At 47.1% G+C, this 21352-nt stretch carries 16 protein-coding genes; 4 read left to right on the forward strand and 12 right to left on the reverse strand.

The annotated features are described in order from the left end of the window. Positions 1–207: 207 nt before the first annotated feature. The 5 genes from GC096_RS26430 to GC096_RS26450 form a co-directional block, all read right to left on the reverse strand. Positions 208–1062, reverse strand: a complete 855-nt coding sequence (locus GC096_RS26430; RefSeq protein WP_376769525.1) for a carbohydrate ABC transporter permease — start codon at positions 1060–1062, stop codon at positions 208–210. 51 nt (positions 1063–1113) lie between these two features. After that, a complete protein-coding gene (locus GC096_RS26435; protein ID WP_171634389.1) occupies positions 1114–1989 on the reverse strand; it encodes a carbohydrate ABC transporter permease in 876 nt (291 codons plus the stop codon). A gap of 74 nt (positions 1990–2063) precedes the next feature. After that, entirely contained in the window at positions 2064–3410 is a 1347-nt protein-coding gene (locus GC096_RS26440; RefSeq protein ID WP_171634391.1) for an extracellular solute-binding protein, read from the reverse strand. Between the two features lie 132 nt (positions 3411–3542). Further along, on the reverse strand, positions 3543–5099 hold the full coding sequence (locus GC096_RS26445; RefSeq protein ID WP_171634392.1) for a response regulator: 1557 nt from the start codon (positions 5097–5099) through the stop codon (positions 3543–3545). Then, positions 5096–6892 carry a cache domain-containing sensor histidine kinase gene (locus GC096_RS26450; protein WP_171634394.1) on the reverse strand — a complete coding sequence of 599 codons (1797 nt, stop codon included), beginning with the start codon at positions 6890–6892 and terminating at the stop codon, positions 5096–5098. The genes GC096_RS26445 and GC096_RS26450 overlap by 4 nt, the downstream gene beginning before the upstream one ends. A 202-nt stretch (positions 6893–7094) precedes the next feature. Between GC096_RS26450 and GC096_RS26455 the strand changes: the two genes are divergently transcribed. Genes GC096_RS26455 through GC096_RS26470 form a run of 4 tightly spaced genes read left to right on the forward strand, consistent with a single transcriptional unit; the run spans position 7095 to position 11033 of the window. Continuing rightward, the gene (locus GC096_RS26455; RefSeq protein ID WP_171634395.1) at positions 7095–7763 is read left to right on the forward strand and encodes a helix-turn-helix transcriptional regulator; all 669 of its coding nucleotides are present in this window, start codon (positions 7095–7097) and stop codon (positions 7761–7763) included. Further along, positions 7760–8869 carry an alanine racemase gene (locus GC096_RS26460; RefSeq protein ID WP_171634397.1) on the forward strand — a complete coding sequence of 370 codons (1110 nt, stop codon included), beginning with the start codon at positions 7760–7762 and terminating at the stop codon, positions 8867–8869. The genes GC096_RS26455 and GC096_RS26460 overlap by 4 nt, the downstream gene beginning before the upstream one ends. A 46-nt stretch (positions 8870–8915) precedes the next feature. Further along, positions 8916–10520, forward strand: a complete 1605-nt coding sequence (locus GC096_RS26465; RefSeq protein ID WP_171634399.1) for an N-acyl-D-amino-acid deacylase family protein — start codon at positions 8916–8918, stop codon at positions 10518–10520. Positions 10521–10568: 48 nt separating this feature from the next. Further along, on the forward strand, positions 10569–11033 hold the full coding sequence (locus GC096_RS26470) for a RidA family protein (RefSeq protein ID WP_028557558.1): 465 nt from the start codon (positions 10569–10571) through the stop codon (positions 11031–11033). Between the two features lie 280 nt (positions 11034–11313). Here the strand turns inward: GC096_RS26470 and GC096_RS26475 are convergent, their stop codons facing one another. From GC096_RS26475 to GC096_RS26505, 7 genes are all read right to left on the reverse strand, one after another. After that, complete coding sequence (locus GC096_RS26475; protein ID WP_171634401.1) at positions 11314–12453, reverse strand: toxic anion resistance protein; 1140 nt, start codon at positions 12451–12453, stop codon at positions 11314–11316. Positions 12454–12484: 31 nt separating this feature from the next. Further along, entirely contained in the window at positions 12485–14170 is a 1686-nt protein-coding gene (locus GC096_RS26480; protein ID WP_171634402.1) for a vWA domain-containing protein, read from the reverse strand. A gap of 16 nt (positions 14171–14186) precedes the next feature. Next, positions 14187–14927: a hypothetical protein gene (locus tag GC096_RS26485; protein WP_171634424.1), complete on the reverse strand. Its 741-nt coding sequence runs from the start codon at positions 14925–14927 to the stop codon at positions 14187–14189. A 590-nt stretch (positions 14928–15517) separates the two neighbouring features. Continuing rightward, positions 15518–17251, reverse strand: coding sequence for a methyl-accepting chemotaxis protein (locus tag GC096_RS26490; protein ID WP_171634404.1), 1734 nt, complete (start codon positions 17249–17251; stop codon positions 15518–15520). A gap of 83 nt (positions 17252–17334) precedes the next feature. Then, entirely contained in the window at positions 17335–18366 is a 1032-nt protein-coding gene (mglC, locus tag GC096_RS26495) for a galactose/methyl galactoside ABC transporter permease MglC (protein ID WP_171634405.1), read from the reverse strand. 18 nt (positions 18367–18384) lie between these two features. Then, positions 18385–19902 (reverse strand): sugar ABC transporter ATP-binding protein, encoded by a 1518-nt coding sequence (locus tag GC096_RS26500; protein ID WP_171634407.1) that lies wholly within the window; start codon positions 19900–19902, stop codon positions 18385–18387. A gap of 242 nt (positions 19903–20144) precedes the next feature. After that, positions 20145–21221 (reverse strand): galactose ABC transporter substrate-binding protein, encoded by a 1077-nt coding sequence (locus tag GC096_RS26505; protein ID WP_216626270.1) that lies wholly within the window; start codon positions 21219–21221, stop codon positions 20145–20147. Between the last annotated feature and the right edge of the window lie 131 nt (positions 21222–21352).

Genomic DNA, 21352 nt, shown 5'->3' on the forward strand with positions numbered 1-21352 from the left:
GCTCTACTCTGCTACACTACTCTACACTACTTCTACACTACTTCTACACTTCTGCTCTTCCACACTTCCGCTCGCACTCTTCCACTGGTGCTTCTAATTCTAATTTACACACTACTTTTAATAAAACAGACGTACAGATGCAAACCTTAGCATCTGTACGTCTGTTTTACATCACTAATGTGGTGTTATTTCACGATTTCCCCGAACCTACCCCTTCACCGCGCCAGCCGTCATACCCTTCATAATCTGCTCCTGGAACAGCAAGAACACGATAATCGTTGGAAGCACAGCAATCGCAAGCGCAGCCATCGTCAATTCGTAATCCGTCATATATCCCGTGGCGAAGGCGGATAAGCTAAGCGGTACGGTTTTGAGTGCTGGCTTACTAATGAAGACAAGTGCGAAAGCGAAGTCGTTCCAGAACCGTAGAAAGCCCAGAATAGCTACGGTTGATAGTGCAGGTACACTTAGCGGAAGCATCATGCGGAAGAAAATGCCCCAGTAGCCCGTACCATCAATAAGCGCGGCTTCTTCGATTTCTTTTGGAATACTGACTAAGTAAGCAGCTACGATGAAGATCGCTAATGGTAACTCAAATGCGACGTAGGGCAAAATAAGTGCGCCGTACGTGTTCAACAGCCCTATTTTTTTCATGATAATAAATAGAGGTACTAATGTGCTGTGAATCGGGATGAGCATGCCTAGCAGGAATAGTCCTGTGAAGAATGCCTTCAATTTAAACTCAAACCGCGCGATAACAAAGGCCGCCAATGCGCCTAGAATCAGCGTTAGCACTAAGGAAGCCACCGTTACAACTGTGGAGTTCCACAAGGAGAGTCCCATTCCCGAAACTTTCCATGCGCGGACCAGGTTATCCCACTTCCAGACGGTTGGCAGCAGAAAAGGCCGGGAATAAAACTCTTCATTGGATTTAACGGCACTAATAAATAACCATATTAATGGATACAACGTGACCAGTGCATATAAGGAAAGAACGGTATTGATGGCGCCACGCGTCCACACTTTACGTTGTTTAGCTCCAGCGGGAAAACCCGTCTGCATCGCTACAACCTGCTTCATAGATGTCCCTCCTGACGAATTAGATGATCGGTGTTAGCGATAGTCTCGCTTCATTAGATACTGACTGCCCACAATCAAGAGCAGGCTAAGAATAATAATCGCTGTGGAAAGTGCACTACCGAATCCGAAGCGGTACACATTGAAGGTACTGTTATACATATAGGAAGCCAGCAATTCCGTGGAATGCGCAGGGCCGCCGCCTGTCATGACGTAAATCAGATCGAACGCCTTCAAGGAGCCCGAAATACAAAGCACGATCGCCACTTTCACCGTATCCCAAATCATAGGCAGTGTAACAGCAAATAGCTTACGTACCGGTCCGACACCATCCAACTGGGCAGCATCTTCAATTTCAGGAGAAATATTTTGTAACGCAGCAATAAACATAATCATATAAGGACCAATATAATTCCAGATGATCGGCACCATCAGTGCGAACATCGATACTTTCGGATCGGAGAGCCAAGCTTTCTTCCAACTATCAAGGCCAACCCCATCAAGCAAGAAGTTCAGAATACCGATTTGCGGGTGATAAATATATCCCCAGATAATCCCGACAACGACAGAAGACAATACCATGGGCATAAAGACTGAAGCACGAATGATTCGTTGAAAAGGCGTGCTGCGCATCAAGAGAAGTGCTAGGATCATCGCGATCGGAACCTGTCCGAAGACGGAAGCAGCAACGATAAGCATGTTATTTTTAAAAGCTTTCCAAAAGATCGGATCTGTAAATACTTCGATATAATTGTCCATTCCAATAAACTTCGCTGCGCCAATGCCTTTCCAGTCAAAAAAGCCATAGTACGCCGACCAAAACAGTGGAAGGATAACAAAAAACAAATAGATGATTAAGGCTGGAAGGAGCCCTATGGTAATGAATCCTCTCATTCTTGCGGACACGTTCATGATGCCCCTCCTTGTAAGCTTTTTTTGGAAAAAAGGCTCCAGCCGAGCTGAGGCTGGAGTCCTTTGGCCTATCCTTATTTCCCGATAGCTTTCGCTTGCGCATCTTGCACTTTCTTAGCAATATCTTCTGGCTTACCGCCCATTAGAAGCTCTTGAAGTCCATTGTTCACCACATCTGCACTGGATGAGCTCAGTCTGCCGTCATAAACAGGCGTCATTTTCACGGTGCCCATCATTTTGTAAACCTCTGCAAATAAAGATGTTACTTTGCTTGTATCCAAAGCTACTTTGTAACTAACAAGCTGATTGCCTTCTAAGATGGCTTTTTGTGCTTCTGGACCAGACAATGCATAGATCAATTCGTAAGCAGCTGCTTTCTGTGCGCCAGTTACTTTTTTGCTCATACCTAACCCTGTTCCAACAACACCGGATAGTGTGTTCGGATCTCCCTTACCATTCGGTACGGAAGGTAAAACGGTAACAGCCATGTTCGCTAATGCTTCTTTGGAGGCGCTAGCTGCTAGGTTCGGTAATGCCCAGCCACCATCGATCATCATTGCTGCTTTCCCTTGTGCGAACATTTGCTCCATTTGTGTGTTATCAATGCTGTTGAAGCCTTCTTGGAAAGCCCCGGCTTTGCCAAGTTGTTGCAGATACGTCAGGGATTGAACAAATTCAGGATCCGTAAACTTCGCACCATTTTGATCAACAGCCTTCAAGAACCATTCTGTTCCTGTCACGCGGTCAGCTAATGAGCTCAGGATACTCGATTGTGCAACCCAAGCTGCTTTGTTACCAAGTGCGATTGGCGTTACATTATTCTTTTTGAACGTATCTACTAACTTCATCATGTCGTCCCACGTTTTCGGTGGCTGTACGTTATATTTGTTGAATATTTCTTTGTTGTAATAAAGAATAGATGTTGGCGATAAGGCCATAGGTGCTGCATAAGTTTTGCCAGAAATCGTGAAATCATCGAAGGAACCTGGCATAAAGTTGCCTTTCCACTCTGCCTTGCTATCCAGAAGCTCATTGATCGGTTGGATCAAATCGCCACCGACGAACTCCTTCGTCATGACACCTGGCCACATCACGAACAGATCCGGCATTTCATTCGCTGCTGCTACGGTTTTCAGGCGAGGACGGTAGCCATCGGGTGGTATCCCCTGAATATCCAACTCCACGTTCGGATGGTCCTTCTTGAATTTATCCATATATTCACGCATCGTTTTGGCACGTGTATCTTCGCCTGTATAGTTGTGCCAGATCGATAGTTTCACTTTCTCTCCAGGCTTCGCTGTCTCTGTTTTAGCTGGTGCCGTGCTTTCCTTCGCCCCATCTGTAGTTCCATTCGACCCACAACCTGCTATCAACGAAAGTGACATCGCAGCCGCCAGTGTAACGATAAATGACTTTTTCATTCGTTCGGACCTCCTAAAAGTTTCGTAGCAACTAGCTCCTTTACTTGCGAGCGCTCTTCGTTACTCCTTTAGTATAGGGGACATTTCTCTGCCCTGGTACGGGAGAGACTTCGGTGCGAAGGGGGACATTTTTCAGTCTTTGCCACCTTGTCGAAATTCGGATGGTGTTCTTCCCGTATGCTTTTTGAACTGTTGCGTAAAGTATTTGATATCCTCATAACCCACTCGTCTAGCAATATCGCTCACTTTCATTTGCGTACTTTTCACAATATCTGTGGCTAATTTCATCCGTTCCCGAGTAACAAACTCGATATAGGTGCAGCCGGTCTCCCGCTTAAATACCTCACTAAAATGATTGGGATTGATATGAACAAAACCTGCAACTTGCTGGAGCGAAATGGGCTGATGCAAATTGTCTCGAATGTACGCAATCGCCTTATGGATGTACGCATACTTATTCTGATCGAGTCCCTGATGGAAAATATTCATGAGCGCTGACAACACCTTGAATACTTCCTCTTCAGGACGGCCTTCCCCCTCTAGCTTAGATAGCGCGCTTAGTGCCGACAGATCTTGCTCTGCCGTACTAGCTCTCTCTAACCAGCGATGACCGGCTACTACAAGAGACTGTATGTACCCTTGAACGGAAAGCGGTGTAGCCGTAGCATCCTCCAGCTGTGCGCGAACCTTGTGATTGACCCAGTGTCTGAGGTCTGTCGCATTATCATTCATGAGAATCGCCGCAAGCTCCGACTCCTCTTTCTCCGTGCACACCGTGCGGCTCCCGCTTCGATCCCGAATATCTTGTGGTGTGTAAAGTCCAGTTGAGCCCAGCAGACCCTGATAGGCGAAAACTTCCTTGGCAGCGCGATAGGACTCATGCAGTCCCTCATCATCGTGCGCAACGGGTCCAAGCGCAGCGAAAACGGCGCATTTCAGTGTTTCAGTGACACGTTGAAGCGCCTTACGCAACCCCGCGGCATCCGTTAAACCAACTTCATATCGGGCGACAAGTACGAAATGATCCTTATTCATCAGCGTCACACAAGGGAGAAGCTCGTACAACATATTCTCTGCGGCTCCTTGCAGCAGATCAGCAAACGTTACCCAACCCGAACAGGATACGAGAAGCACTTGCCTTGCAATCCCAGCTGATTCCTCCGTTGCCGCCACATCGACGCCATTTTTGAGAAACCACTGGTGAAGCTGAGCTCGCGCCTCATCATCATCGTGCAAGCCACGATTCAGAGCTCTTTCTAGCAATTGTGAGCGCAGCGCCGCCTGTCTACGATTGTCCTGCTTCATCGACTCCCATTTATCCATGATGTTCTGCTTCGCTTTCAGCGCCGCTTTGATAATTTCCTCCGGACGGCTGGTTTTCAGCAAATAATCCGTCACCCCGCCACGTAAAGCCTGCTGCGCATAGTTGAAATCATCATATCCCGTGAGAATAACAATCTCCGTATCCGGTAGAATTAGCTTTATTTCACGGGCAAGTTCAATACCGTCCATCCCTGACATTCGAATATCGGTCAAAACAATATGGGGCTTCTCCTGCGGAATGCGCTCCAGAGCCTCTTCCGCTGACGAAGCGGCAGGCAGCAGTTCCAAACCAAGCTCTTTCCAATCAATCACGGTGCATAGACCGGTCCGAATAATAACTTCGTCATCCACGATCAAAATTCTCATACCGACGACTCTCCTCTCTCTCGCGGAATTAGGAATGTAATTCGAGTACCTGTTCCTAGTGTACTTTCCAGCACAAGGCCTGCCCCCGCTCCATAATGCAGCAGTAACCTGCGATGCACATTAATGAGCCCATAACTGGTCACAACCTTTTTCCGTTCTTCATCCGCTTCACTTCGAATACCGAGCTTCTGATTGGCCAAAGCCAGCTGTCCATGAATATCTCTCAGCTTCGCTTCATCCATCCCAATTCCCGTATCCTCCACCACGAATTTCATATCATGCTCACGCAGCTCGCCGTGTACATAAATGTGCCCTTTGGTTTTTTTCTTCTGAATGCCGTGAATCAGGCTATTTTCAATCAGGGGTTGCAGTAGCAGCTTCAACATCACTTTTTGCGTCATAGCGGGGTCGATAAAAAACTCAATCTCGAATTGCTCCGGGAACCGAATCGCCTGAATATAGGCATAATTCTGTGCATGGGAAACCTCTTGCTGAACAACACAGAACTCCTCCCCCTTATTTAAGCTAAAACGCAAGAAATCACTGAGCGCGCCGACCATCTCGGCAATTTGTCGATCCTTGTTCATCAAGGCAATCCAGTGAATAGACGACAAGGTGTTATATAAAAAATGCGGATTAATCTGTGCTTGCAGCGCCATAATATCCGCCTCCTTCTTCATCGCTTCGTTGATCTGAACTTGAATCTTCAGACGGCTGATTCGGTCGCTGAGCTTATTGTAGCTATGAACGAGCAGGCCAACCTCATCTACGCTTTTCACTTCAAACGTAGGAATCGTCTCATCTGGATTCAGATCCTTTAAATATTTGGTCAACTTCATCAGCGGATTCGTTACCCAGCGCAAGAAATAAGTAACCAGCGCCATCGCCAGTAAGAGCGCAATGATAATGGTGACGGCTGTTACGGTCAGAACGAAGCCATTTTGCTTTTGATAAATATTGGTCGGAATGAACCCGACTAATTTCCAACCCACGCGTGGAAGTCCGTTATAGAGAACCGTATAAGGATGCATCCCTTGCAGCACATTCGACACGCCGCTTGTTTCTGTAAGTCCATGCAGATTGGGGAATACATCGGACATGTCCTTCATCAGCCACTTTCGATCGCCTCCAGCGATAATGCGATTATTCGCGTCTACCAAGACGACAAATCCGCTCGTTTCCCAGCCTGCCTCCGTCAAATAATGCTCAATCTCTGATTGATCTAAGGAAAAGGATAAGGTGCCCAACGTTTTGAACAGGCTGAAATCTCGAATCGGTCTGACCAGTGAAATGACCTTGCGCAAACCATCGGAGGTTTGAATGTCATAGAGCGGTGACCACCATTTGGGAGCTGATTTATTCGTTGTTTCGTACTGTTGCAAAAGTGGAGCTAATCCTGAATTCGTTATCGTCGTCGTAAATAACGCAGGATTGCTGTTTTTCGGAATAATCGTAATGTTGGCAATATACTTTTTGGAATAGGATAAGTTCCATAAGGTCCCGACAAGCTGCGAATAGAGATTGATATCGCTTTCTTCCTTGCCTAAGTAGGACTGGACATCCTTCTGACCGATCAGAAAGATCGACATGTTCTCGACGTCCTGAATAACAAAATCAAGCTTATCGGTCACCTGCTTCAGGGTATTCATCCCTGCTTGCTTCGCTTTATCCTCCGTCACCGAGGTTGCAATCCGGTAGGAGACCGTTCCCATCGTAAGTAAAGGCAGTACAACAGCAAATAAAATAAGCAATGAGAGCTTGCGATTGAGTGATTTGGCAAACCACCGCTTCATAGGAGACCTCCATTCATCTAGCGATCCATCTTCTGGCAACACTTAGCATTCCACATACCTTGATCTTTTTACCATAGTATCACGAGCAATACTGGAAAATCATACTTTTTTTTAGTCTAACAAACTTTTTGTTTGACATTCGAAAAGTTTGTGTTACCATTTTGCTCAGAATAACCTACAAGCTGTTAGGGGGATAACCGGTATGGAATCCATTCAGGATGAATTCGTTTTTTTGACCGATTTGGTGACAGGCCTTGCCGCTCAGTTCGGTGAGAATTGCGAGGTTGTGCTGCACGATTTGACGGGGTCATACGAAAGCTCCATCGTCGCCATTGCAAACGGTCACATCACAGGACGCAAAGTCGGGGATCCCGGCACGAATCTTGGTCTTGAGCTGTTGCGAGGCAATCATGTAAACGGCAACAAATTTAACTATTTAACCCAAACGAAGGACGGCCGCATTCTGCGCTCGAGCTCGATGTATATGAAGAATAAAGCAGGCAAAATCATCGGTTCCCTCTGCATTAACATGGACATCACGGATCTCATGGTCGCTGAGAAAACATTGAAAAACCTCATAAACCCCGCTGGTGAGCAATCCGAAGTGAGGGAATCTTTCGTAACAAGTGTTAGCGATCTGCTGGATGCACTCATTCAAGAAGCGCAGGAAGTCATCGACAAGCCTGTTGCCGTTATGACCAAAGAAGATAAGATGCGAATGATTCAACTTCTCGATGCCAAAGGTGCTTTCCTGATTAAAAAAGGCGGCGAGAAAATTTGCACCTATCTCAACATCTCCAAATACACCCTATACAGCCATCTGGAAGAGGGCAAAAGTAATGCCAAAGAGAGTGAGAGTGCATCCCTATGACGATCTCCTTAGAAACGCCTTGCTTGATCATTGATACGGACATCTTGGCTCGTAATATTGCGATCATGGCTGACCGAGTCGAGCAACATCGCAGTGTGAAATTACGACCGCATGCCAAGACGCACAAGCTTCCTTCTGTTGCTCAGCAACAAATTGACGCCGGTGCTGTTGGAATCACTGTGGCGAAAGTGTCAGAAGCCGAGGTTATGGCGGCACATGGGATTCGCAATATCTTCATCGCATATCCCCTCGTAACGGCGAGCAAAATTGAACGAGCTATTCGCATCAGTGAGCAGATCGAGCTTATTGTTGGGGTCGACAGCTTGGCTGGTGCCCAGTTGATGGAGCAGACCGCAGCCAAGCATGGTCATACGCTGCAGGTTCGGTTAGAGATTGACACCGGGCTGCGCAGAACCGGTGTGCCTTACGAGGCAGCCGCCGCGCTAGCAGCGGAGATAGCGGGCATGCCGCATTTGCGGCTGACCGGCATCTACACGTTCCGCGGCGCCCTGCTGGCCGGCAAGCCCACGCTCGACGTGGCGGCCGCCGGCTTAGAAGAAGGCCAGCAGATGGTACAGCTGGCCGACCGCCTTAGAGCCGCTGGCATCGCCATCGCGGATGTCAGCGTGGGCTCGACGCCGACGGCTTTGTATGCCGCAGCTATCGAAGGGGTGACGGAGGTCCGTCCCGGCACCTACGTCTATCAAGACCGGATGCAGGCGCAGCTTGGCGTCTGCGAGCTTGAAGACTGCGCCGGCAGCGTGCTTGTCACCGTCGTGAGCCGGCCATCGGCGGATCTGGCGATCGTCGACGGCGGCAGCAAAACCTTCGCCACCGATGTGCAGCCAGGCACGCATCCCTTGCAGCTTCGCGGTTTCGGCCATATTCATGGCCTGGAAGATGCGCTTCTCGTCCGGATGACCGAGGAGCATGGCATGGTCGAGCTTGGCCCTATGGCGCAAGCCGCTGACCTGAAAGTCGGCGACCAGCTGCGCATTATTCCGAATCATATTTGCAGTACGGTTAACCTGCACAATCATGTTGTGATGCAACGCGGTGACACATTTGAGCGCGTGCCTGTGCTTGCACGAGGCATGCTGGAATAGCTGAAATTGCTGGAATTGTTGGAATACATTTGGGAGGTGCCCCATCATGTTGGATCTTATTTTGAAAAACGGACGCATCGTCGACGGTACTGGTAATCCTTGGTTTGCTGGCGATGTTGGCATCCAAGGCAACAAAATCGTCGCTGTTGGTCAGCTTCATGAGGATGCTTTAAAGGTCATCGATGTCAATAAGCAAGTCATCTCACCTGGCTTTATTGATGGCCATTGCCATTCCGATCTGATGATCTTCGATTATCCACATAGTGAAATCAAAATGCGTCAAGGCGTTACGGCCGAAGTCGTCGGAAACTGCGGGCTCGCTCCTGCTCCCTTCGTCCCTTCCCAAGCTGAGCTTCTCCAAAGCTATGTTCAGCCGGTGTTAGGTCAAACCAAATGGCCATGGCCATGGGAAACGGTTGCCGAATATATGGATGCCGTCGCGAACTCGCGTCCATCTGAGCATATGGCTACCTATGTGGCGCATGGCGCACTGCGTATCGCGGTGATGGGCTTCGCCAATCGCCCAGCAACCCAGCCAGAAATCGCACAGATGAAGGCTATGCTCGAAGATGGCCTGCGGGCCGGTGCGATTGGCTTCTCCATCGGGCTGCTCTACGCACCAGGTAGCTATACGAGCAAGGAAGAAATTGCCGAGTTATGCTCCGTATTACCGAAGTATAACGGACTTTTCTCTACGCATATTCGCGGTGAAGGGAACAATTTGTTACCTTCTGTGAAAGAAGTCATCTGGATTGCCGAGAAAGCTGGCGTTTCCCTGCACATCTCTCACCTCAAAGCAGCCGGCAAACGCAATTGGGGGCAAATTACCGATGCGCTAGAGCTCATTGAGGATGCACGCTCTCGTGGCATGGACGTCACTTGTGATGTGTATCCGTATAATGCTGGCTCGACTTCATTAACGACGATTCTTCCCCCTTGGGTTCTCGAAGGCGGAATCGAAAGTGCGCTTGAAGTGCTGCGTGATCCTTCGCTTCGTGCCCGTGTTCGCGAAGAATTGAGTCACGAACAGACGACGTGGGACAACTTGGTTTGTTCCACAGGCTGGCATAGTGTGTTCCTTTCCGCCATGCACACGGAGCGCAATCGCCACCTCGAAGGCAAGCACCTTGCCGAGATCAGCGAAATTCGCGGGCAGGAGCCAGCGGAATGCATGATGGATCTTCTTTTGGAAGAAGAAGGCCGAATCTCCATCGTCTACTTCCATATGTCTGACGAAGATGTGAAGCAAGTTGTTGCTTACGATAAATCGCTCATCGCATCCGATAGTCTCACTTGTGATACCGGGAAGCCGCATCCACGCTTATATGGGACGTTCCCTCGGGTATTTGCGAAGTATGTCCGCGAGCATGGAATTTTGACTTTAGAGCAGGCGGTGCGCAAAGTGACATCGTTCCCTGTTCAGCGCTTCAAGCTGGGCAAAAGGGGGCTGATTGTTCCTGGCTACATCGCCGATGTAGCGGTGTTCAATCCGGATACGATTCAGGATCATGCGACATTCGAGAATCCGAGGCAGTATCCGGATGGTATCTCGCATGTTGTCGTGAATGGCGCGTTATCGTTGACCGGCGGTCAACACACGCATGCGCGAGAAGGCAGCTTCATTCGCGCACAGCATTGCTGTAAGCACTAAATTTTCTAATAAAACCTAAAACCTAACTTTGACTTGGAGGTCATTCACATGTCCGTTATTGAACAACGTTTGCAAGAGCTTGGTATCACGCTTCCCCCTTCCCCAGAACCGCGTTTCACGTATATTCCATGCAATCAAACAGGTAACTTAATCTACTTGTCCGGCCAAGATTGCCGTATTAACGGTGAGCTCATGTATGAAGGTAAACTAGGTCGTGAAGTCACGATTGAGCAAGGCCAAGAGGCAGCTCGTCAGACGATTATCAACTGCTTAGCGGTGATGAAAGGCTATTTAGGCGATTTGGATCGTGTAGTCAAAATCGTCAAAATGCTCGGTTTCGTCAACAGCGAATCCGGCTTTGGCGACCAGCCTTATGTGATCAACGGTGCATCCAACCTGCTTGTTGAGATCTTTGGCGAAAACGGCAAACATGCCCGTTCCGCGATCGGCACGAGCGATCTTCCTTTCCACACGCCTGTGGAAATCGAGTTGATTGTGGAAATTCGGGACTAGGAATCGCTAGGAAAACATCTTAATCCAATTAACTGGAAAATGTACAGCTATTCTGGAGGCAACTCTCCGAAATTTCAATTTAAATGGAAAATAGGTAGCTAATTTATCCCATTTTGCCCGAATTCGATAAATTCCTTATATTTAGCTGCAGGAAATCCAGTTATTTAGTATTTAAGATCGATTATTAAAGATTTAACTACATGAAATCCAGTTATCCATTACCAGCACCGAACGACAAAAAAGGAACCTCAGACTTTAACAAGTCCAAGGTTCCTTTCCCTTATAACCTCACAGCCGCGCCTCTTTCAAGCCGCAGAATCTGCTTCTCTCCCGTTTCAGCCAGCTCACGGAACTGGGTAATCGTTTCACGCATTTTCGGAAGCGCTTCTTGCTTATAGGTACTGATCGCCTGCAGGGCTTCAAAGCTGTCAGCGAATGCTTTTTTGAGCGAATCTGCTGAAATACTTGCCTCAATGGCGCCTTTTTGAATATCCACGCCTTGCTGCTTCAACATCTGCCCCGTATGTTCAATAAACGTATTGGTTGTATTGTACAACGCATTTAGTTGCTTCAGCACCACTCGTTGGTTGGCTAGCGCACTTGCCGCCGTAACCGCGACGCGCAAAGCCGCTACCGTTACTGTACTTGCACGATCTACCCCACGGATAAGCTCCTTATTATTCCGGATAACAACTTCGAAGGTAATAAAGCCTTGTTGATTGACCGCCATCATCGCTTGCATATCGAGCGTCCTCTGACGAAGTGGAAAAAGCACCTCTTCGGTTATGAACTGAATCTTCTCTGGATCATCATTTCGGGCTTTGGCGAGCGCGATTTGAGCTTCAATCGTTTCATCCATATAGGAAACTAGCTGGATCTCTTTACGAAGTTTTTTGGTAAGATCACGCAGTGCATGCTGTTCGAGAAGAAGTGTCGTATTGTCATCCTTCAGCCCTGATTTCCCTTTATTCAGCGTTTCGATAATCTCGGCAATGACCATGTCCGCTTTATCAAACTGATGGAAGTAGGAGCGAAGTGGGTTAAAAAACTTCCCCAGAAACCCGCGTTTGACGAAGTCGATCCCGCTAGGATCGAGGTCCTTCATTTGGAGCTGCAGCTCCCCGAGTCCCTTGGCAACGATTCCACCCTCGTCACCCGCCCTCGAAAGCTGCCCTATCGTTACTTGGAGTAAAGCATTTTTCTGTGAGGATGCTCGCATCGTCTCAATACCGAAGTTTTCTACCGCTGCCAAAATATTTTTTCGCTTCTCCAATGAATCGAGATCGATCTCCATGATCGTCTGCACATTCTGTTCCGCTTGTGCTTTCAGCTTCACAACTTCCTCAGGAACAGGCTTCACTTGTTCCTCTACAACGGCTTTAAGCACCTCGTCGCCAACAATTTCCATCGAAAATGACATCGTTGCTCCCCCTTTGGTCGGTAAGTTAACCCTACATCTGGACGTTAAGCAAATTACTTATTTTATAAACAACATCATCCGTGTCCGCATTAATGCTCGCAGCCTCATTGATACTCGAAATACTCTGAAGCGCTTGAATGTCCGCGTTATAACCAATCGTATAGATGGGAATCTGCAACGTCTCGATCAATCCTCGAATGTCCTTCAAAGAATGTCCTGCATTGGTTTCCCCATCACTCAAAACGAAGATGATCGGCTTCACATTCGGATCTGCTACCATATAGTCTTGCAGCATTTTCATGGCAACGGCAATGGCATCGAACGTCGCTGTTCCTCCCCCTGCTTGGAGCGTACCTACGGTACCGACAAACAGCGATTGCTGATTCGTATCGTACTTGGCAATGGGGAGATTAATCGTCACCCCGTTCGAATAGGATACAAGACCAATTCTATTTTCTTTACCCAGGTATTTCTGGCCTTTGAGCAGGGACTCTTTCAATCGACTAATGGGTTTACCGTCCATGCTGCCAGATACATCCGTCACAAAAACAGCTGCTAGAGGCTTGCTGCCATTCTTCTTTTCTTTCCAAACCTTTTGAGCAGAAGAAAGTGTATTGCCATCTATCGCAGGGAGCTCACTCTTGTAATTTTCTAGCCCATTAAACCCTTTTTCCTTGGCTGCTTGTTGATATTTCGCCTGTGTAACAAATTCAGCAAATCGCTTAATCACATCAAGTTTCACGACCGGCAGATCACCAAGCGCATAGAGTGGGCTATCGTGTCTATATCCAAAAGGTGTAAACACATAGTCATTCGTAAGCTCCGGCGCATTCTGGAATGTCTGGTATTCCAACACGAAGCCATCCAGCATCCCCGACTTCGCAGCATCTCGCATTTGAATCGTTGTCGATGCGATAAAGGGCACGTTCGTTTGGAATTTCTCAAATTCTTGAACGGCCTTCTCACTAATTGGGTTTTTATTATCCCAAGTACTTAAAGCTGTTACGAGAAAATTGAGGCCGGTTGAACTCGCGAAAGGGTCCGTATAGCCCATAGCAAATTCATTATTAGAGATCGCTTGTGTTACTGTATTTACATTGATGGAGCCGTATTTGGCAACGAGGGCATCATATTTTTTCTTCGAAATCACAATGCCAGGGACATTGCCTACCAGACTTTTGGTGACTAGTTGTATTTTCGGACCGCCGGATTTGATCATCTCCCCCCACAACTCATTCGAAGGTGTAAAAGCATCTGGCACATATTTCCCTGACTTGATATAGTCTGTCGCCGTACCAGAAGCAATATTGCGAATTTTCACAGAGGCCGTCTTCCCGTTAACCACAATCTGCGCTTTATTAAATTCATTCGCTACATCGGTTAACCAACCATCCACACCACTGCCGGATTTCTCAGTCGAGGAGAAAATTTCTACAAAATAATCGGTTGTATTATTCACCGTAATTGGAAATTTCGAGATATCAGGCAGAGAGGAAGCAACATCGGCCGGATTAATATCTATCTGTCCTTTCACTGGTGTTCCGTTCACCACCGAAATCTTGTCGTACATCTTGTTCAATTGCTTTGCAGCATTCTCCGTTGTCACTTGATTTGTAGATTTGCCTAAATTGGCCGTGAAGGAAACGCCCGCATAGACACCGATAAATACAATCATCACAATAAGAAGTGATATAAAAAAGAACTTCGTTTTATTCATGTTTTGAGCACCACCTCTACTGTTTGTAGAATTGTGTTTGCTTGATCAAAGCATCAATCTCTTGCATACCCGGCATTTGCCCGATATCACCAATCTCCAGGCTATCTAGTCGAGAAATTTCTAGCAGCAACCTATCCAATTTGAGCAAAATTTCTTCATTTATATGTAAAGAGGATTTAACAAACGACATATGTGCTTTATACACGGTTCTTTTTTCTTGCAAAAGCTCAGGAGATAACTGGCTGGTATTCTGTTTAGAGATACTTTGAAACTCCTCTTCATCGAACACATGGAGACGGTTTATCATACTCCGTATATTGTGAAAAAATAACTTCTCCACCTCCTGCGTCGTAGAAGCAAATTTCTGAAAGCTAAGTCCGCTCGGTTCAAACCTCTGGGTGAGGACACTTCGTATGGTCTCTTGTTTTTTACGCATCCGCTCCAATTGGTGCAAGCCAAGCGCAATTTCCTGGGCAAGGGATTTGACACTTTTGAATTGTTTCAAAGCACCCTCTAAATCTTCGGGGCTCTTCATCTGTTTGACGGGAAGTCGAACGTTCGGCTTCATGACTATGCTATAAATGCCAAATAGCAATACCAGGGTGCTTCCGAGCAGAATGGAAACGGTGAGTGCCGTTTGTAACGCACTGTGTCCGATTCCAATGCCTATAAATCCCGGTGAAAGCATGACAATATCAAACAAGGCGACCCCACTCGTTATCACAAATAATTTCATTATTTTGCTTGCGGCTTCCATCAAAGGGAATAACTCCTCTCTTCGCAATCTCAACTCCCCGAATTCACAAGAAAACACATGTAAGTTTGTTATTGTACGAAAAATGCTGATATTGGATTATATGCAAGACATTTAGGACATATCTGCTTTCTGTTGTTCGATCACAGTATTTCCTCTCCATACCAAATTTACGGAACGTAGATCCCTTTGTAGCACTATGGTCCCCGTTAGAACGCTCCCCCTTGCTACTTGCCCAAAATAAACGGGGTCGTCCTATGAGTTCCCCACGAAGAGGGAACGAGGATACTCTATTTGCGGAAAAATAGGTAATATCATCATCCAAAGGGAACTACAGTATCTTATTCCTTTGAAAACCGTTATATCTTACGTAAATTGACCCAATAGCGCCTTTACGTTCCCCTTGGATCTCGTTTCATCCGATTTTGGCAAAATAAGGCATCTACGTTCCCTTTCAAGTCCTTCTAAATGCTAGTCAATGCAAAAACCCCATACTGGCAGGCGTATGAACTACGCTTGTCAGTATGGGGTGATCTGCACCGCGATTAAACTACTTCTACAACGCTATAAATGCTAAATCATGGATACCCACATCACACCCGAAACCGCCCAATCAACCCCTGCAGCTCCGCAGCCATGCTGCTCAGCACCGTCGCGGAGGAGACGATCTCCTCCATGCTCGCGTACTGCCCCTCGATGTTCGCGGAGACGTTCTTCGCGCCCGCGGCGGTCTGCCCCGCCACCTCGTCGATGGCGCGGATCACGCGGGCAGCGACGAGCGTCTTCTCAGAGATGGCCTCCGAGCAGCCTGCCACTTCCTCGATCTGACGAGCGACCTCGTCCATCGCCGAACGAATGCGCCGGAACGTCGCTCCCGCTTCGCCGACGACCTCAAGCCCCGTCTCCACCTCACGGCTGCCCGCCTCGGTGGAGCGCATTACGTCCCTCGTCTCCTCCTGGATACTCGTGACGAGAGCAGCCACTTCCTCCGCCGCTGCGCCGGTCTGCATGGACAGCTTGCGGACTTCCTCCGCAACCACAGCAAACCCCTTGCCCGCGGCGCCTGCCCGTGCCGCTTCAATCGAAGCATTGAGCGCCAGCATATTCGTCTGCCGCGCAATACCCGCGATCATCGCGTTCGCATTGACGATTTTCTCGGAACGGGCGCTTAAACGAGCGACCGAAACGGCCAACTCATCCATCTTCTGATGGATAGCCTTCATTTGCAGCATCGCAGTCTCAATCGCCGCAGTACCTTCCCCCGCCTCCTGCTGCGCAAACACAGATTGCTTATTCGCTGTTTGCGTCACACTAGCAATCTGCGTAACCGCCGCTGACATTTCCTCCATGATCGCAACACCTTGATGGACACTGCCCACCTGAGCATTCGTGCCCTGCGAAATGAGTTGAATCGTTCCCGTGATCCGCTCTGATAACTCACTAACCTGATTGGAATTCGCACTAAGCTCTTCCGAAGCCGCAGCAACCTGCTCGCTGCTGCTGCCCACTTGGCGAATCAAGCCCTGCAGGTTACCTTTCATCTGATTGAAAGCTATCGCCAAATCCTGCAGCTCGTCGCGGCTTTTCACCCCAATATCACCCACAGATAAATCGCAATTCGCGATTCGCTCTGCCGCTCTCACCATGGAGCGCACTGGTATCACAATTGAACGCGAGACCAAAAAACCTATAACTAGTGCGAATACTAAAGCCGCTCCACTCACCCAAATCAATGTCTTGATCGTCGCCGAGACGGTCTGATGATTTTGAATAGAAGCATCTGCCTGAATGACGGCTTCGAGTTCTTCGATTTTAGCCGCTGCTTGCGTCAATGTGTCCGTTGTTGGAATCGCCCACTGCATAGCTTCCGCTTTTGCCAAGGAGGCGTCACCCTTTTCACCGTACGCAACTACCTTTTGAACCAACCTAGCGAAAGTGTGATTCGCCTCCAGCATGGACCCAACTGCGGATTGTTCCTCCTCGTTCCCGTCCGTATCTTGCATTTTCGTAATGATCGAGGAAAGCTTCCCATTCATATCTGTTAAAAGCTTTTCCCTGTCCTTCGTGGGGTCCAGCACATAACCAAACAATAAACTCGTTTGCATCTGTGTTTTTTCTTTTATTTCTGCAACGTCCTGGAGTAATCTCACATTCGTATCGAGCAACACCGTGTAGGAGTTGTCCACTTTTTTGATATATATGTAAGATAATCCGCTCGTGATGCCCACCAGTAAGGAAACGAGTACAAAGGCCCCTACTAGCTTCGTTTGCAAAGAGGTGAATAAATGTCGCTTTTTCCAATCCGGCCTGTTGTGATTATTACTCATTTTTTATCCCTCCGACAATTCGTAAACGCTTACATATAACTAGATTATAAAAGGCTGCCGAGAATATCGACAGCCTCCATTACTTACTTCGAATTCATATATTTGCGCATATCAAACGCTACTGCAGCAACGATGATCACACCTTTGATAATTAACTGCCAGTATGGGCTGATACCGATAAACGTCAAACCGTAGTTGATAACGCTGAAAATCAATACCCCTGCAAGCACACCTGGTACCGTACCGATACCACCTGAAGTTGATACACCGCCGACAACGCAAGCCGCGATCGCATCAAGCTCATACATGTTACCATAGTTGTTCGTTGCTCCACCCGTTCTAGCTGCTTCCAATACCCCAGCAAGTCCGTAAAGCGCACCAGCAATCGCATAGATGTAGATCAAGTAGCGATTTACGTTAATCCCAGAAACGACTGCAGCATGAATGTTTCCACCAATTGCGTACATGTATTTGCCAAGCTTTGTTTTATTAAATACGATCCAAACAATGACCGAGACAACTATCGCGAAAATAACGATATAAGGAATCGAGTACGTTGAGCTTGATCCAATTGCTCCCGTTCCCAGGCTGCTAAAGTCTCCTCTCAATCCACCGATTGGTTGTGATTGATTTGGCTTCATATCGAAATACAAGGAGTTGGCACCGTACACGGCTACCATCGTTCCTAATGTCGCAATGAATGGCGGGACTTTGAATTTAGCAACGACAATCCCATTAATTAAACCCACGATTAAACCCGCTACAACAGCAATTAGAATCGGGATAATCATTGGCAATTGCGGTAAGTCTGGGAAAAATCTTCTACCATACTCCTCTGTTTGGAGCATAGAAGCGGAGATAACCGCGGATAAACCAACGATTCGCCCTGCGGATAAATCCGTTCCGCCTGTAATAAGAATGAACGCTGCACCCAATGCGATAATGACGCGAGTGGAAGATTGCAATAAGATATCACGTAGAATACTTACGGATAAAAAGCGTGGATCATAAATCGCGATCCCAATAACTAGAACAACTAGTACGATGTAGATAGCGTATTTGGTAATGAACCCGCTAAGGTCTCTGGATTTCAATGTTTCTGTTTTGGTAGTCATGGTTCTAGGCCCCCTCCATTATGCCATATGCTGTGCAGCAAGGCGCATAATCTCTTCTTCTGTTGCTTTATTTCCTTCTACAATACCCGTAAGACGTCCCTCACACATAACCATAATTCGGTCTGACATCCCAAGAAGCTCGGGCATTTCAGAAGAGATCATGATAATACTTTTCCCCTGCTTCGCAAGGTCAGCAATGATGGAGTAAATCTCGAATTTCGCTCCTACGTCAATTCCCCGCGTTGGTTCATCGAGAAGAAGTACATCAGGTTCCGTTAACAGCCATCTGGCCAGCAAAACCTTTTGTTGATTACCACCGGACAAGTTCTTAATCAGCGCATGCATATTCGGCGTTTTTACGCGTAGCATTTCGATACTCTGTTTCACTTCTTCTTTACGTTTCGCTTCCTGAATAAAACCAAATGGATTCATGTATCGTCCCAAATTGGCAATGACCGTGTTTTCCAAAACCGATAACACAGGGAAAATACCTGTTACGCGGCGCTCTTCCGTCAGCAAAGCAATCTTCTGTTTGATCGCATCCATCGGCGATTTCAGCTTCACAGGCTTCCCATGAATAGAGATGCTTCCTGAAGCGATACCTCTCATCCCGAACAGGGATTCAATCAACTCTGTCCGTTGTGCCCCTACAAGGCCGCCGACACCGAGAATCTCACCCTTTTTCAGCTCAAAAGACACATTCTTGAACGATTTAGGAACGACCGAAGTCAGGTCCTCTACCTTCATCAATACGCCTTCTGGCACATTACTGCGCTCAGGGAAGCGCTCTTTTAAATCACGTCCAACCATCTTGGAGATGATCATATCTGTGGTAAGTTCGGAAGATGCCCATGTACCAATTTTGGTACCATCACGCATAATCGTTACTTCGTCCGATATTTCCAGAATTTCTTCCATTTTATGTGAAATATAGATGATCGAAACACCGCGGCTCTTCAGATCGCGAATGATCCGAAACAACTGCTCAACTTCGTTACCCGTAAGGGAGGAAGTCGGCTCATCCATAACAATAACTTTCGAATTGAAAGAAACAGCCTTGGCGATTTCAATGGATTGCACCTTGGATACCGATAAGGTACCAACCAGTGTATCCGGCTTAATGTCCATTTGGAGTTGTTTAAACAAACTCTCTGTATCTGTACGCATTTTTTTGTGGTCCACTAATTTCAAAGGTCCGATACCTTTTAGCGGGAATCTTCCTAACCAAATGTTCTCCATCACATTGCGATGTGGAACGGGGTGAAGCTCTTGATGAATCATGGAAATACCATTCGCTAATGCATCTTTGGAGTTCGTAATTGAAGCGACTTCTCCATTCAGCTTAATTTCTCCACCATCTGGCTTATAAATGCCGAATAAGCATTTCATGAGCGTCGATTTACCCGCACCGTTCTCTCCCATTAGCGCATGTACGCTTCCTGGACGAACTTTGAGGGTGACATTATCCAGCGCTTTGACGCCGGGGAACTCTTTGGAGATTTGATTCATTTCCAGTAAATAGTCATGTACAGTCATGGTAACTCCCCCTACAGCTCACGATAATCCCCACAAAGTGAAGCCTTTATTCGAAGCTTATTTCTCTTTATCTTTGCACGGGTTTTGAAATAAACTGCTACGCCGTCTACCTTGACGGGAGCGTTTATCCAAAAATATAAGCATAATATAAGAGTGAAACTTATACTTTCTTATATTTCCAAAAAAGGAAGGCAAAAGTGCGACTATTGCTCAGTGATCGCCTCTCTTGCCCACTCTCACAATTACTTCGCTTCGTTCATGTTCGCTTTTGTGATTTTTTTGTAGGAAATCCAAACATATTTACCGTCAGTGATATCATAGCCAGTTGTTTCTTTGCTTGGCACTAAACCATTAGCAAGAGCTGTTGCTACGCTTGTTGTTGCAGCACCTTGGTTTTTCGCATCGTTTAGAACTGTCCCTAGAAGCGTTCCATCGCTAAGCGCTTGTAGAGCTGGAGCTGTTGCATCTACACCAACAACTGGAAGGAATTTGTTGTCTTTGAAATAGCCTTTTGCTTTCAAAGCTTCGATTGCACCAAGCGCCATATCATCATTGTTCGCAAGAACAGCTTCGATTTTGCTTTCGCTGGAAGCTAGGAATGCTGCCATTTTCTCTTGACCTTTAACGCGATCCCACATCGCTGTATCTTCTGCAACTTTTTCTACACCCATGCCGGAATCCGTGATCGCTTGGATAGAGAATTTCGTACGAAGCTCAGCATCTTGATGTCCTGGTTCGCCTTTAAGCATGACGTATTGGATTTTACCGTCTTTGTTCTTGTCAGCTTCTGGGTGAGCTTTGAAGTAGTCAACCAATAGTTGGCCTTCCATTGTTCCGGATTGCTCAGCTTTAGCGCCTACGTAGTAAACTTTATCCCATTTCTTCATGTCCGTATCAAGTGGCTCACGGTTCAAGAAGACAACTGGAATGTTCGCTGTTTTTGCTTTATCGATGATAACGCCAGCTGCTGTACGGTCAACGGCATTGATCGCAAGTGCATTTACTTTTTTCGTGATAAAAAGGTCAACTTTATCGTTTTGTGTCGGTTGGGAGTTTTGGCTGTCTACGATATCAACAGTTGCTTTATCTTTCGCCGAGTCGGAGATCGCTGCACGAACACCAGACATGAACGTATCGTCAAATTTATAGATCGCTACACCGATTGTTGGTTTTTTACCAGCTGCTGGAGCTGTCGTTGCTGCTGCACCCGTGGAAGCTGCTGGGGCTGTGCTTGCTGCTGGTGTTTCTGTTTTATTTCCACAACCTGCAACGGTTGCAACCAAAGCGCCTGCTACGGCAAGTGTAAGTAATTTTTTCAAGATAAGACCCTCCCTAAAAGGTATATTGTTTGTTTACATTCCTTACTATACTGGTTCAAAGGGCATAAACAAATGCAATATCCTCATGTCTTCTATCGAAATTCTCATCACTTTTCTACCACATAAGAAAG

It is taken from the genome of Paenibacillus plantarum (genome assembly GCF_013141695.1).
Lineage (GTDB): Bacteria > Bacillota > Bacilli > Paenibacillales > NBRC-103111 > Paenibacillus_E > Paenibacillus_E plantarum.